General features: G+C 68.2%; 12 protein-coding genes and 1 pseudogene. 4 read left to right on the top strand and 9 right to left on the bottom strand.

Going from position 1 to position 14347, the window contains the following annotated elements; translation table 11 throughout:
• Positions 1–31 precede the first annotated feature (31 nt).
• The 3 genes from ASF45_RS34955 to ASF45_RS01660 are packed head-to-tail and all read left to right on the top strand — an operon-like array spanning position 32 to position 2330.
• Positions 32–313: a hypothetical protein gene (locus tag ASF45_RS34955; RefSeq protein ID WP_056655906.1), complete on the top strand. Its 282-nt coding sequence runs from the start codon at positions 32–34 to the stop codon at positions 311–313.
• Entirely contained in the window at positions 310–1239 is a 930-nt protein-coding gene (locus ASF45_RS01665; protein ID WP_056655903.1) for an HprK-related kinase A, read from the top strand. The genes ASF45_RS34955 and ASF45_RS01665 overlap by 4 nt, the downstream gene beginning before the upstream one ends.
• Positions 1236–2330 (top strand): nucleotidyltransferase family protein, encoded by a 1095-nt coding sequence (locus ASF45_RS01660; protein WP_063887558.1) that lies wholly within the window; start codon positions 1236–1238, stop codon positions 2328–2330. The genes ASF45_RS01665 and ASF45_RS01660 overlap by 4 nt, the downstream gene beginning before the upstream one ends.
• Before the next feature lie 58 nt (positions 2331–2388).
• Here the strand turns inward: ASF45_RS01660 and cobA are convergent, their stop codons facing one another.
• The 8 genes and pseudogenes from cobA to ASF45_RS01620 form a co-directional block, all read right to left on the bottom strand.
• Positions 2389–3201: a uroporphyrinogen-III C-methyltransferase gene (gene cobA, locus ASF45_RS01655; protein ID WP_056655897.1), complete on the bottom strand. Its 813-nt coding sequence runs from the start codon at positions 3199–3201 to the stop codon at positions 2389–2391.
• Positions 3198–4106, bottom strand: a complete 909-nt coding sequence (ybiB, locus tag ASF45_RS01650; RefSeq protein WP_056655894.1) for a DNA-binding protein YbiB — start codon at positions 4104–4106, stop codon at positions 3198–3200. Before ybiB ends, cobA begins: the two co-directional genes overlap by 4 nt.
• Before the next feature lie 74 nt (positions 4107–4180).
• A complete protein-coding gene (locus ASF45_RS01645; protein WP_056655890.1) occupies positions 4181–6958 on the bottom strand; it encodes a nitrate reductase in 2778 nt (925 codons plus the stop codon).
• A 14-nt stretch (positions 6959–6972) separates the two neighbouring features.
• Positions 6973–8175, bottom strand: a pseudogene (locus ASF45_RS01640) (NAD(P)/FAD-dependent oxidoreductase); the annotation flags it as partial.
• Positions 8176–8201: 26 nt separating this feature from the next.
• Positions 8202–9005 carry an ABC transporter ATP-binding protein gene (locus ASF45_RS01635; protein ID WP_056655885.1) on the bottom strand — a complete coding sequence of 268 codons (804 nt, stop codon included), beginning with the start codon at positions 9003–9005 and terminating at the stop codon, positions 8202–8204.
• Positions 9002–9925 carry a nitrate ABC transporter permease gene (gene ntrB / locus ASF45_RS01630; protein ID WP_056655882.1) on the bottom strand — a complete coding sequence of 308 codons (924 nt, stop codon included), beginning with the start codon at positions 9923–9925 and terminating at the stop codon, positions 9002–9004. Before ntrB ends, ASF45_RS01635 begins: the two co-directional genes overlap by 4 nt.
• A gap of 11 nt (positions 9926–9936) precedes the next feature.
• Positions 9937–11193: a CmpA/NrtA family ABC transporter substrate-binding protein gene (locus ASF45_RS01625; RefSeq protein ID WP_056655879.1), complete on the bottom strand. Its 1257-nt coding sequence runs from the start codon at positions 11191–11193 to the stop codon at positions 9937–9939.
• 321 nt (positions 11194–11514) lie between these two features.
• Positions 11515–12732, bottom strand: a complete 1218-nt coding sequence (locus ASF45_RS01620; RefSeq protein WP_056655875.1) for a nitrate regulatory protein — start codon at positions 12730–12732, stop codon at positions 11515–11517.
• A gap of 66 nt (positions 12733–12798) precedes the next feature.
• On the opposite strand from ASF45_RS01620, the gene tsaD reads away from it, so the two are divergent.
• The gene (tsaD, locus tag ASF45_RS01615; protein WP_056655872.1) at positions 12799–13827 is read left to right on the top strand and encodes a tRNA (adenosine(37)-N6)-threonylcarbamoyltransferase complex transferase subunit TsaD; all 1029 of its coding nucleotides are present in this window, start codon (positions 12799–12801) and stop codon (positions 13825–13827) included.
• 39 nt (positions 13828–13866) lie between these two features.
• Here the strand turns inward: tsaD and ASF45_RS01610 are convergent, their stop codons facing one another.
• Entirely contained in the window at positions 13867–14253 is a 387-nt protein-coding gene (locus tag ASF45_RS01610; protein WP_056655870.1) for an Hsp20/alpha crystallin family protein, read from the bottom strand.
• Between the last annotated feature and the right edge of the window lie 94 nt (positions 14254–14347).

Genomic DNA, 14347 nt, shown 5'->3' with positions numbered 1-14347 from the left:
GACCTTTGCGCCACGAGGCCATAGCCGTTCGATGGCGCATTGGCAGCTGAACGAATTGGCAGTGCTGCATTGGCGGCAGTGGCAGGATGAATGGGTGATCTTTGATGAGAGCTCAGGTCAGACCTTGGTCGCTGACGCCTTGATGGCCGCCAGCCTGATGGCTCTGGAAGAGGGGGCGCTGAGTCTGACCGAACTCGAAGCGCAGGTGCGGGATGATCTGCAATGGCCCGCCTCCGAAATGCTGGCTCCGCGCATCGTGACAGGTCTGGAATTTCTGAGCGGTCTCGGTCTCGTGCGCGCGGAGAACCCGTGATCCTGGCGAGTTTGACGGATGCTTCGCTTCGGCAACGGCTCGCAGAGGGTGACCTCGTGGTTCGCGCGGGGCCGTTCGGGTACAGGATCAAATCGACACTGCCGCCGATTGCCGATGGTCTGCGCGTTCTCTATGCCGACTACCCACTCGCCGACCCAGCCAGCTTCGCCGATTTCTCCCTGGTGATGGAGCCGGGCGCAGGGATCCATCGATGGTGGCGCCCACAAGTCCGCTTCAGCACAGACGGTTTTTATCCGTTCGAGCCGTTGCCGCAGTCGCATGCCTATCCGCAACTCGAATGGGCAATGAACTGGTGTGTCTCGACCCGGGCCCATCAGTACCTGATGCTCCACGCTGCGGTCGTTGAGCGCAACGGTTTTGCCGCCGTCTTGGCGGCCCCGCCGGGATCGGGCAAGAGCACGCTATGTGCTGGCCTTGTGCACCGCGGTTGGCGGTTGCTGTCCGACGAGATTGCCCTCGTGAGCCTGGACGGCGCGTCCATCACACCGGCCGTGCGGCCGATCAGCTTGAAAAACAAGTCCATCGAGGTGATTGGTGCGTTTGTGCCTGGTGCGGTTTTCAGCCGCACCACACATGGCACCTCGAAAGGCTCGGTCACCCACATGAAGATTCCGGTGTCGGCATTGGACCGCATGGGTGAGACGGCCGTGCCGCGCTGGGTCATTTTTCCGAAATACGTGGCCGATGCGCCGGCCGAACTCGTGCAGCGCCCGCGCGGCCACAGCGTGCTCGAACTCGGCAGCAATTCGTTCAACTACACGTTGCTCGGGCTCACGGGCTTCGAAGCGTTGACGGCGCTGGTCGGGGCGAGCGACTGCTACCAGTTCAGCTACGGCCGGCTCGACGACGCGGTGGCCTTGTTCGACCGGCTCGCCGACGCTGCGCTCACGGAAGCCCCGCGATGACTGATCTGTTGAGCGGCGTCTGGGGGGCACAGGTCAGACCGTCCGAGTTCTCGCCGGCAGACTGGGAGCTACTGCTCGGCCAGGCGCGACGTGCCCGGCTGCTGCCTCGACTGGCCCGCCATTTCGACGACCGGGACGGTGGCCTCGCCTTGCTGCCTTCCCCGCAGCAGCACTATCTTCGGGGCGCTCTGCACATCGTCGAGCGGCAGCGCCATGAAGTGCTGGCCGAACTGGCCCACATGCGACGCGCGTTGCGTGGTCTGGCAACGCCGGTGGTTCTGCTCAAGGGTGCGGCTTATCTTTTCGCGGGACTTCCTCCAGCACGGGCGCGCATGTTTTCCGACCTCGACATCATGGTTGAGCGTGGCCAGATCGCTGCGGTGGAGGATGCGTTGCTGGCAGGCGGCTGGATCAGCGAAGAGCGCGATGCCTACAACCAGCGCTATTACCGCGAATGGATGCACGAGGTGCCGCCATTGCGGCATGTGCAACGCGGCAGCGTCATCGATCTGCACCACACGATTGCGCCGCCAACGTCGCGATTCAAGGTCGATGCGGAGCGCTTGTTCGAGCGTGTCCGGCCAGTCGGCGCGAGCGGCCTTTTTGTCCTTGGTCCCGAGGACATGGTGCTGCACAGCGCCGTTCACCTGTACCAGGAGAGCGAGTTCGACCATGGACTGCGTGACCTGCTCGACCTGCACGACCTGCTCTTGCATTTCGGCCGCGAACCTGCATTCTGGTCCGAGTTGCTGGCCCGTGCCCGGGAACTGGGCTTGGAGGAGCCGCTGTTCCACTTGCTTCACCAGGCGCAGCGCCTGTTCGGCTTACCGCTGCCCGCCGAGGCTGCTGCCGCATTGGCTGCGCGCCCGATCGGCGGGCCGGCCATGTCGCTCGTTGCGGCACTGCTTGCGCAGGCGTTGCGGCCCAACCATCCAAGTTGCGACAGCCCGACGGCGCGTTTGGCCCGTTGGCTGCTTTATGTGCGCTCGCACTGGATGCGCATGCCCTTGCACCTGCTGCTTCCGCACCTGATGCGCAAGGCCTACATGGCGCGCTTTCCGGCACCGACCGGCACGCAACGGGCGGGCTGACAGCACGACCGGGTCTGATCTGGTGTCTTGCCGGCTCGCTTGGCACCGCGAATGGATCTCAGCCCAGGCGGCGTTCTTCATGGCTGTCGGCCAACGCCGCGGTCTGGGCCGAGAAGTTCGCCGAGGCCATGGCGCGCAGCACGTCGCCCACGACGATGACCGCCGGGCTGCCGAGCTCACCGTCGACCAGGGTGCGGACGAACTGGTCCAGCCTGGTCGTGGCGTGACGTTGTCCGGGGCGGCTCGCGTTCTCGATGATGGCGACGAGGGTGTCCGCCGGCATGGCTTGCAGCAGGCCGTCGGCGATCTGTTCGGCGGCGCCGACCCCCATGTAGACGACCAGTGTCAGGCCCAAGCCATGGGCACTGGCACCGACCTGGCGCCAATCCATGGCCGCATGGCCTGGTTTCGCATGGCCCGTCATGAACACCACCCCATGTGCATGGTCGCGGTGCGTGAGCGGCACGCCCAGCGAGGTCACCGCCGCCAGACCGGCCGTGATGCCGTTGATCACCTGGCAGGCAATGCCTTCGGCGCGCAGGTGCTCCACCTCTTCGCCGCCGCGGCCGAAGATGAAGGGGTCGCCGCCCTTGAGGCGCACCACGTGCTCGCCTTCGCGCACGGCCGTGACCATGAGCTTCTCGATAAAGGCCTGCGGCGTGCTCTTGCAGCCGCCGCGCTTGCCCACGTGGACGATGCGGGCATCCGGCCTGGCCCAGGCCAGCACTTCGTCGTTGACCAGGTCGTCGACCAGCAGCACGGTCGCGACCTGGATGGCCTTGACGGCCTTGAGCGTGAGCAGTTCGGGGTCGCCGGGGCCAGCGCCGACCAGCGTGCAGGTGCCCAGCGGTGGGGTGGTGGTCTTGTTCATGCGTGGGACGTCAATTGGAGGATGTGATCGACTTGGGCGGCGATGGCCGGCGGCACGGGAAGGTGGCCGGCCAGCACGCTGCGCGTGTACTCGGCCGTATCGGCTGCGGCGATCGAAGCCGGCAGGCCAGGCACCTCGGCCTGTGTGCCGGGCTGCTGGGCCTGCAAGGGGACGGGCCGGCCCTGCACGAAGCCGTCGAGTTGCGGTGTGCGGCGCGGGTCGCTGACGACCTCGCCTTCCAGGCCGCGCGAGAGCAGGGCCGTCATGCCAAGCAGTTCGAACAGCTCGGTCATGACCGTGGCGAACGCCGGATGGGTGTAGCTGCCGACCACCACGGCCGGGCCGTCGACCGGCTGCATGAGCTTGACAACGCTGTGCCCAGCGTTGCGCAGGCCGACCACGCGGCGCACATCGAGCAGGCGCTTGAGGCCGGGGTGCAGCAGTTCGGTGTCGACCACCGCCACCTCGCCATTGCCGATCTGGCGGATGCTGGCCCAGGCCGGCCGGTCGAGCAGCGCCAGAACCTCGCTGGCCAGCACCCGGCTCGATTCGGTGGCGCTGCCGTGCACCAGCACCGGCAGGCCCTCGCGCGCGAGCAGCAGCGCCAGCAGCGGTGTCAGCACCGGCAGCTTGCGCGCGCCGTTGTAGCTGGGCAGCACGACGACCGGACGGTCGCTGGCCGGCAGCCTGGCGACACGGGCGTGCGTTGCGTCCAGGAAGCCGGCCATCTCGGAGGTGGTCTCCCCCTTGACGCGCATGGCCAGGCAGAAGGCGCCGATCTCCAGATCGGTGACCGCGCCGTCCAGGACCTGACCGAACAGATCCGCCGCCTGCTCGCGCGCGAGCGGCTTCGCGCCGCGTGCGCCGCGGCCGATTTCCTTGATGTAGTGCGCAATGCTTCCCATGGGTAGGGCGATTGTCCCGCAGGGCTTATGCCGGATCGTGAGTCGGCTTATGCCATCGGCGCCAGGTAGGGCGTTCATGCCGCCACTTCGGTTGCACGCACCATGCGCTTGAGCTCGGGCACGCAGGAGCCGCAGTTGGTGCCGCACTGCAGCGCGTCCTGCAGCGCCGCCAGGCGTTGCTCGCCGCTGCCGCTGCATTGCGCGAGCTGGTCGCGGATGGCCGACTCGCTGACGCCGAAGCAGCTGCACACGAGCTTGCCACGCGACTGGACCCCGGCTGGCGCCTTGGCCTGGAATGACAGCAGCTGGCGGCCGAAGTCCTGCGCCGGCAACTGGTCCTGCAGCAGCGCACGGATCCAGGCCTCGGCGCGCGTGTCGCCGGCCAGCAGCACGCCCACCACGTGGGCGGCTGCGCCGTCGCGCTGCAGCCGCACGGCACGGCGCTGACCGCGCCGTGGATCGGTGTAGCGCAGGGTGTCCAGGCCCGACAGGCCCAGCAGCTGCTCGATCTGCGCCAGCATGCTGCTGTCCGGCGCTTCATGGGCAGCGGCGCGCAGCAGCACGCCGGTGCGTCCCGTGCCGGTGCCTGCGGCGCCGAACGGCACGCAGCTCACAAAGGGCAGGGCCTCGACCAGTGTGCGCAGCTGCGCGCGCACGCGCAATGCCTCGCCGTCGGGCAGCCAGGCCATGGCCAGCAGCGACCAGGGCAGCTCGGCCTTGAGAATCTTGACTGGCGTGTGCTTGAGCTCGGGCTGCTTGGAGATGGGGCAGTGCTGGGGCGTGGTCAGCGCGTTCACGCCGGCCAGGGCCGTGCCGGTGCTGCTGCGCCCGCCCAGGTACTCCGGCCCCCAGTGCATGGCGATGAAGGCCTGCGCGGCACCCAGGTCGGCGCTGGCTGCCACCGGTACCACAATGCTGCCGCGCCGCGAGGTCACGTAGACCAGGTCGCCATCGGCCAACTGGTGGTGCACCATGTCCTGCGCGTGCATCTGCACCACGGGTTCGGGCACATGGCCGAACAGCCGGCCCAGCGTGCCCGTGCGGCTCATGCCATGCCATTGGTCGCGCAGGCGGCCGGTGTTCAGTGAAAAGGGGTAGCGCCCGTCGCGCGGCTCGGCCACGGGCCGGTAAGGCGCGGCGGCAAAGCGCGCGCGGCCGTCGGCCGTGGCGAAGCGGCCGTCCTCGTACAGGCGCGGCCTGCCCTGCGTGGTCCCTGCTGGCAGCGGCCACTGCTGTGGCGCGGCCTCCAGCATCGCGTAGTCCATGCCGGTGATGTCCAGGTCGCGGCCGCGCGTGGTCTCGCGGTGCTCGTTCCAGACCGACTCGGGCGTCTGGTAGGGGAACAGCGCGACGCCGCGCCCGAGCCGGCCGGCCAGCCGGCGCGCGAAATCGGCCGCGATGTGCCAGTCATGCCGCGCCTTGCCCGATGGCGGCACGGCCGCCCGCACGCGCGAGATGCGCCGCTCGCTGTTGGTGACCGTGCCTTCCTTCTCGCCCCAGGTGGTGGCTGGCAGCAGCAGGTCGGCGAAGGCGCAGGTGGCGGTGCCAGCAAAGGCCTCCTGCACCACGACGAACTCGGCGCGCTCCAGCGCGCGGCGCACCATGGCCTGGTCGGGCATGGACTGGGCCGGGTTGGTGCAGGCGATCCACAGCGCGCGGATCTCGCCGTCGGCCGCGGCCTGGAACATCTCGATGGCGCTCTTGCCCGGCAGGGCCGGGATGCTGTCCACGCCCCAGAACGCCGCCACCTCGGCGCGGTGCGCGGCATTGGCCATGTCGCGGTGCGCCGGCAGCAGGTTGGACAGGCCGCCGACTTCGCGCCCGCCCATGGCGTTCGGCTGGCCGGTCAGCGAGAACGGGCCCGCGCCGGGGCGGCCGATCTGGGCCGTGGCCAGGTGCAGGTTGATCAGCGCCGCGTTCTTGGCCGTGCCGCTGGACGACTGGTTCATGCCCATGCAGTACAGGCTCAGCGTGGCCGGCGAGGTCGCAAACAGGCGCGTGGCCTGCGCCAGCGCGCCCTGCGTGATGCCGCAGACCTGGGCCACAGCCTCGGGCGTGCAGTCGCGCACCAGGGCGGCGAGTTCGTCGAAGCCGCTGGTGTGGGCCGCGATGTAGCCGGGCTGGGTCCAGCCCTCGCGCAGCATCAGGTGCAGCATGCCGTGGAACAGCATCACGTCGGTGCCGGGCTGCAGCGCCACATGCAGGTCGGCGATCTCGCAGGTGTCGGTGCGGCGCGGGTCCACCACCACGATCTGCAGGGCCGGGTTCGCGCGCTTCGCGTCCTCGATGCGGCGGAACAGGATGGGGTGGGCCCAGGCCGTGTTGCTGCCTACGATGAACAGGCAGTCGGCGTGCTTCAGGTCGTCGTAGCAGGCCGGCGGCGCGTCCGCGCCCAAGGTCTGTTTGTAGCCGGCGACCGCGCTGCTCATACACAGGCGCGAGTTGGTGTCCAGGTTGTTGGTGCCGATCAGGCCCTTGGCCAGCTTGTTGAAGACGTAGTAGTCCTCGGTCAGCAACTGGCCCGAAAGGTAGAAGCCCACGGCATCCGGCCCGTCTTCGGCGATCACATGGGCGAAGCGTGCGGCCGCGCTGTCCAGGGCGGCGTCCCAGGCGAGGGGCTGCGGCGCCGCGCCGCGCGCTGCGCGCTGCATGGGCTGCAGCAGACGGGTCTGGCGCGTGACCTCGGCGCTGGCCGTCAGGTGCAGCGTGGAGCCCTTGGTGCACAGGCGGCCGAAGTTGGCCGGGTGCTGTGGATCCCCGCGCACACCGACGATCTGGCCCGCGTCCGAGGCGATCAGCACGCCGCAGCCGACGCCGCAGTAGGGGCAGGTGGAGCGCGTCTCGGTGGTCATGGTGTCGCGGCGGGCTCGCCGAACATCAGCTGGTCGCGGATCGCCGCGACGCTGCGGCCTTCGCGCAGTAGCCGGACATACCAGTTGCCATCCACCGTGTCGCCGTACAGGCAGGCGCCGACCAGCTTGTCGCCCTGGATCACGAGCTTCTTGTAGACGCCGCCCAGGGCGTCGCTCATGACGATCTCCTCCGTGCCCTCGCCGCCTTGGAAGTTACCGGCAGAGAACAGGTCGATGCCCGTGACCTTGAGCTTGGTCGAGGTCAGCGAGCCTTGGTAGCGGCCGATGCCGTGGTGGGCCAGGTGGTTGGCCGCCACCTTGCCCTGCTCGAACAGCGGCGCTACCAGTCCGTAGGCGATGCCGCGGTGCTGCGCGCACTCGCCCACCGCATAGATGCGCGCATCGGTCACGGTCTGCAGGGTGTCGTTGACGACGATGGCACGCTCGCAGTGCAGCCGCATGCGCTGCGCCAGCGCGATGTTGGGGCGGATGCCCACGGCCATGACGACCAGGTCGGCCGGCACCTCGTGGCCGTCCTTGAAACGCACCGCGCGCACGCGGCCGGCCGCGTTGCCCAGCAGCGCGGCCGTGTGGGCGTTGAGCAGGAACTGCAGCCCACGCTGCTCCAGCGCGCTGCGCAGCAGTTCGCCGGCCACCTTGTCGAGCTGGCGCTCCATGAGCCAGTCGCCATGGTGCACCACGCTGACCTGCATGCCGCGCAAGGCCAGGCCGTTGGCCGCCTCCAGGCCCAGCAGGCCACCGCCGATCACCACCGCATGCCGGTGCGTCGTGGTGGCCTCGATCATGGTCTGCGTGTCGGCGATGTCGCGGTAGGCGATCACGCCTTCCAGATCCTTGCCCGGCAACGGCAACATGAAGGGGTTGGAGCCCGTCGCCAGCAGCAGTCGGTCGTAGGCGGCCTCGGTGCCGTCCTCGGCGCGCACGGTGCGCCGTCGTCGGTCGACCTCCACCACCTTTTTGCCCGCGTGCAGCGTGATGCCGTTGGCGCTGTACCACTCCCAGGGGTTCAACACGATCTGCGCGATGGTCTGCTCGCCGGCCAGCACCGGCGACAGCATGATGCGGTTGTAGTTGGGGTACGGCTCGGCACCGAAGACCGTGATGTCGTACAGGCCCGGTGCCATCCTGAGCAACTCCTCCAGCGTGCGCACGCCGGCCATGCCGTTGCCCACCATCACGAGTTTCATCTTCTGCATGGCTTCACTTCGCGGCGCTGCCTTGCTCAGGCGGCCTTCTCCACGTGACCCTGGCGCGTGTAGAGGAAGTCGATCACCGCCTTGCGGTACATCACGTAGTCGCGGTCTTCCGCCAGCTCCACGCGGTTGCGTGGGCGCGGCAAGGCCACGGCGAGCACCTCGCCGATGGTGGCGGCAGGGCCGTTGGTCAGCATCACGATCTTGTCCGAGAGCAACACGGCCTCGTCCACGTCGTGGGTGACCATCACCACCGTACTCTGCGTCTTCTGCACGATGGTCAGCAGTTCGTCCTGCAGCTTGGCGCGCGTGAGCGCGTCCAGTGCACCGAAGGGCTCGTCCATGAGCAGCACCTTGGGCTCCATGGCCAGCGCGCGCGCGATGCCCACGCGCTGCTTCATGCCGCCGGAGATCTCGCCCGGGCGCTTGTGCGTGGCGGGGGTGAGGCCGACCAGGGCCAGCGCCGCCTCGGTGCGCTCCTTGAGCTGCGCCTTGGTCTCCTTGGCGCCGAACACGCGCTCCACGCCCAGGTGGATGTTCTCGAAGCAGGTGAGCCAGGGTAGCAGCGAATGGTTCTGGAACACCACGGCGCGCTCGGGGCCCGGGCCTGCGACCTCCTTGTTGGCGCACAGCAGCGTGCCCTGCGTCGGCCGCGTGAGGCCGGCGATCAGGTTCAGCAGCGTGGACTTGCCACAGCCCGAGTGGCCGATCAGCGCGACGAACTCGCCCTTGGCCACCGTGAGGTTGATGCCCTGCAGTGCGAGGAATCGCCCGCGCGGTGTGCTGAAGGCCTGCTCGACGCCCTGGATCTCGATGAACTTGTCGTCGCTCATGACCGCACCTCTTCGAAAGTGAATGCCGAAGCCAGCTTGACGAGCGCAAGCTCGAGCAGCAGGCCGACGATGCCGATCACGAAGATGGCGATGATGATGTTCTTGACGTTCAGGTTGTTCCACTCGTCCCAGACCCAGAAGCCGATGCCCACGCCCCCGGTCAGCATCTCGGCCGCCACGATCACGAGCCAGGCCGTGCCCACCGCGAGGCGCACACCGGTCAGCATGTAGGGCAGCACGGCGGGGAACAGGATCTTGGTGACGATCTTCCATTCGGAGAGGTTCAGCACGCGGGCCACGTTCATGTAGTCCTGCGGCACGCGCTGCACGCCCACCGCGGTGTTGATGACCATGGGCCAGATCGAGCAGATGAAGATGGTCCAGATCGCGGCCGGGTTCGCGCCCTTGAACACCAGCAGGCCGATCGGCAGCCAGGCCAGTGGCGACACTGGGCGCAGCAGGCTGATCAGCGGGTTGAACATGCGCGACAGGAAAGTGAAGCGCCCGATCGCAAAGCCCGCCGGGATGCCGACCAGCGCCGCCAGGCCGAAGCCCAGCGCCACGCGCTGCAGCGAGGACAGTACGTTCCAGCCCACGCCCTGGTCGTTCGGGCCCTTGCTGTAGAACGGGTCGCTGAACACGTCCACGGCCTGCGCCCAGGTGTCGCGCGGCGTCGGGATGCTGCCGGCCGTGGCGACCGACACGATCTCCCACAGCACGACCAGCAGACCCAGTCCGGCCAGCGGCGGCAGCACGCGCAGCCACAGGCCGCGCCAGTCGAAGGGCGGCTTGCGCAGGGGGGCGGGGGCGACAGCCGGGGGCGCGTCGTTGGCGGCGGCCCTGGGCACGGCCTTGAGGTCGCGTGCCGGGGTGTCGGGCAGCGCGGCCTCGACCGGGGAATGGAAGACTGCGGAAACCATGGGTGTGCTCCTCAGGCCTTGACCTTGAAACCGTCGGCGTACTTGGCGGGATCCTTGCCGTCCCAGACCACGCCATCCAGCAGCTTGCTGGTGCGCATCACGTCCTTGGGAATGCTGGCCTTGGCGGCCGTGGCGGCGTCCTTGTACAGATCGATCTTGTTGATCTGCTTGGCCACGGCCAGGTAGTCCGGGTGCTCCTTGAGCAGGCCCCAGCGCTTGTGCTGGGTCAGGAACCACATGCCGTCGGACAGGTAGGGCATGCCGACCAGGCCGTCGTTGTAGAACTTCATGTAGTTCGGGTCGTCCCAGGTCTTGCCCAGGCCGTTCTGGTAGCGGCCCAGGATGCGCTGGTTGATCACGTCCACGCTGGTGTTGACGTAGGCCTTGTCGGCCACGGTCTCGGCCATCTTCATCTTGTTGGACAGGCTGGCGTCGATCCACTTGCTGGCCTCCAGGATGGCGGCGACCACGGCGCGGCAGGTGTTGGGGTTCTTCTGCGCGAACTCGCCGGTGGTGCCGAGGGCTTTTTCGGGGTGGTCCTTCCAGATGTCCTGCGTGGTCACGGCCGTGATGCCGATGCCGTCGGCCACGGCGCGGTGGCCCCAGGGCTCGCCCACGCAGTAGCCATCCATGTTGCCGATGCGCATGTTGGCCACCATCTGTGGCGGTGGCACGGTGGTGATCTTGCTGTCCTTCATCGGGTTGATGCCCGCGGAGGCCAGCCAGTAGTACAGCCACATCGCATGCGTGCCGGTCGGGAAGGTCTGGGCGAAGGTGTACTCGCGCTTCTCCTTGGCCATCAGCTGGGCCAGCGTGCCTGCGTCCACCGCGCCCTTGTCGGCCAGCTTTTTGGACAGCGTGATGGCCTGGCCGTTGTGGTTCAGGTTCATGAGCACGGCCATATCCTTCTTGGGGCCCGAGACCCCCAGGTGCACGCCGTAGACCAGGCCCCACAGCACATGGGCCATGTCGAGCTCGCCGTTGACCAGCTTGTCGCGCACGCCGGGCCAGCTGGCTTCCTTGCTCGGGATGATCTTGACGCCGTACTTCTGGTCGATGCCCAGCACCGAGGCCATGACCACGCTGGCGCAGTCGGTCAGCGGGATGAAGCCGATCTTCACTTCCTTCTTCTCCGGCGCATCGGAGCCGGCGGCCCAGGCACCGCGCGTGACCAGGTCGCCCAGCAGGGCGGTGGTCGCGACGGCGCCGGCTTTGCGGATGAAGTCGCGCCGTGCCGGTGCCGGGCGGGAGGGAGCGTGTGGGGTCATGCGAACTCCTGGGATCGAAGAGAAGGGAAGCTGAAAAACAAAACGGCGCCCATTTCCTGACCGCGAACGATCGCGGTAAAGAAATGGACGCCGTTGTCCTTTGGCCCTGAAGCCTGGAACCCTGGCCGCCTTTGGCCGGGGTTTGCTGGTGCTATGCAGGTCGCGTGCCAGCCTGGCCTGCGTTGCTGCTCAGCACATGTCTTCCATACGAATCAACAACTTGTGCAAATTGGACCGACGCCAGGCCGGCCCGGCGCCATGCGCAAAGATGGTGCGCGGCGCGCACGGGGCACAAGACTTGTGCGCCGCAGCACGCGATGCTCAGAGGTAGTCGGACAGCGCCAGCACCGACTGCGCCACGTCCAGCAGCTTGCGGTTCTGGTTCATCGCGGTCTGGCGCAGCATCTTGTGCGCGTCGGCCTCGCTGAGCTTGCGTGTGGCCATCAGGAGGCCCTTGGCGCGTTCGATGATCTTGCGCTCGTTGAGCGAGGCGCGTACGGTGTCCAGTTCGTCGGCCATCTGCTGCAGCCGGCGTGCCTGGTCCTGCACCAGGTCGAGGATGGAGCGTTCCAGGTGCGGGCCGTAGTTGGGTGCCGGCTCGCCCGCATCGGCGCTCCCGGCCGCGTGCACCAGCGCGTCGCGGATCGCCTCGTGGTTGCGCAGTTCGTCGCGCGCCTTGGCGATGCGCGAGGCGCACAGCTGCGGCAACTGGGCCGCCAACAGTTCCTCGACGCCCCGCATCGCGTCGATGCGCAGGGTGCAGCAGTCGTACCAGCCTTGGGCCAGCTCCGGGTCGAGCAGGCCGTCGGCGCGTGGCGTGCAGCCGATGCGACGCAGCCGTTCGAGTTCGGCCTGGGTGCGCGTGTCCACGGCCGTGCGCCAAGCGGCCTGCACGGCCGTGTCGGAGAAGTCGAGCGCGATGCGAAAGCACCGCTCCTGCGATTCGATGAGCTCCAGCCATTGCTGGGCGCGGCCGCTCTCCATCTGGCCTTCGGCGAAGCAGGCGCCGCCGAAGGCACGTTCCTGGCCGGCGAATTCCTTGCCCTGCATGAAGTTGAACAAGGCCACGAGCGCGCGCGAGATCTGCGGGTCGGTGGCGCTGTCGGCAGCCTCGAACACCACCTGCAGCAAGCCGGCCACGAGCCGCACGAAGGCGGCCGTGGCCGCTTGCGGCGTGACCGCCAGTGCCGCGATGTCCTCGCGCAGTGCGGGCAATCCGTCCAGCGCCTGCAGCACCGTGGCGATGCGGCCGAACAGCCGTGCACCATTGCGCGCCGCCGTGCCCTGCGTGTCCATCGCGTCGAAATGCCGGCGCAGTTGTCCGGCGGCGGCATCGCATTGGCGCAGCTGGTCTTCGCGCGCCTGTGCGAAGCGGGTGCCGCGGGAAGCGAGGAGAAGGTTGGACAGCCCGCGCTCGCGCTGCAGCGCGTGCACCAGCTGGCCGATCACACCCACCAGCGCGCCGGTGAGGGCGAGCTGTTCGAGGTCGCCGATCTCGCATTCGCGCGCGGCGATCAAAAAATGCAGTCCAGATTTCATCGTAGGGGCCATGGAATTCCGAGCAACAACCGTGCCGTGCCTGCGGGCTCACTACACTCGCGCCCCATGCTGGTATTGGGATTCGAGTCTTCCTGCGACGAAACGGGTGTGGCGCTGGTGCAGTCTGGCGGCACGCAACTGCCCCGGCTGCTGGCGCATGCGCTGCACAGCCAGGTGCGCATGCACGCCGACTATGGCGGTGTGGTGCCCGAACTGGCCAGCCGCGACCACATCCGCCGTGCGCTGCCGCTGGCCGAGACCGTGTTGCGCGAGGCGGGCCGCAGTGTCGCAGAGGTCGATGTCGTGGCCTACACGCGCGGCCCGGGCCTGGCCGGGGCGCTGCTGGTGGGCGCGGGCGTGGCCTGCGCGTTGGGTGCGGCGCTGGACAAGCCCGTGCTGGGGGTGCACCACCTGGAGGGACATCTGCTGTCGCCCTTCATGAGCGCCGATCCGCCGGAGTTTCCGTTCGTGGTGCTCCTGGTGTCCGGCGGGCACACGCAGCTCATGCGCGTGGACGGCGTGGGCCGCTACGCCATGCTGGGCGAGACCATCGACGACGCGGCCGGCGAAGCCTTCGACAAGTCGGCCAAGCTGTTGGGCCTGGGCTATCCGGGCGGGCCGGCACTGGCGCGCCTGGCCGAGCAGGGCGATGCCAAGGCCTTCGTGCTGCCGCGGCCGCTGCTGCACAGCGGCGACCTGGATTTTTCGTTCGCGGGTTTGAAGACGGCTGTGCTAACCCAGGCCAAGAAGCTGGGTGACACGCTTCCTGCGCGCAGCGCCGACCTGGCGGCCTCCACCCAGGCGGCCATCGTCGACGTGCTGGTGCGCAAGTCGATGGCCGCGCTCAAGGAGAGCGGGCTACAGCGCCTGGTCGTGGCGGGCGGGGTGGGCGCGAACCGGGAACTGCGTGCGCAGCTCAATGCCGCATGCGCGAAGAGGAGGGTGCGGGTGCATTACCCGGAGCTGGCGCTGTGCACCGACAACGGCGCCATGATCGCCATGGCCGCTGCCATGCGGATGCAGGCGGGCGTGCAACAGGCCGACAGGCGCTATGCCTTCGACGTGAAGCCGCGCTGGCCGCTCGACGCCATCTGAAAAGCAGACGGCGCCGGGCGGTGCGGAGCGCGGAGCGGTTTACTGGATGGACAGCGGGGTCACGTTGCTCTGCGGCAGCTTCTTGGCCAGCTTGAGCGTCAGCACACCGTTTTCCAGCGTGGCCGTGCTCGCGGTGGCATCGATCTCCAGCGGCAGCTCGTAGGCGGCCTTGACCTTGCGGCTGGCTGCCTCGGTGCTCTCGATGCGCACCACGGCGCCTTCGATGCCGATGTTGAGCTGGTCCTTGGCCACGCCGGGCAGGTCGACCGACAGCGTCCAGCTGGTGTCGTCCTGGCTCAGGCTGTGGCCCTTGGTGCCGCTCTGGCGCACGTAGGCGACGTCGTTGAAGAAGCGCTCGAAGCTGCGGTCCAGCGAGCGCAGGGCGGGGCTGTAGTTGGCCTGACGGATGACGGGGGCGAAGAACATGGGGAACTCCTGGTCTCTTTACACTCCGCGGCTCTCACCGTGAGCGCCGCATGCATCCAATCTGCGTCCAGCGCTTTGATTTTCAAGAGGATTT

The organism is Pseudorhodoferax sp. Leaf265, assembly GCF_001422365.1.
Classification (GTDB): domain Bacteria; phylum Pseudomonadota; class Gammaproteobacteria; order Burkholderiales; family Burkholderiaceae_C; genus Pseudorhodoferax.
Note: the sequence above shows the minus strand (reverse complement) of the source record. Positions and strands in the feature narration are given on the sequence as shown.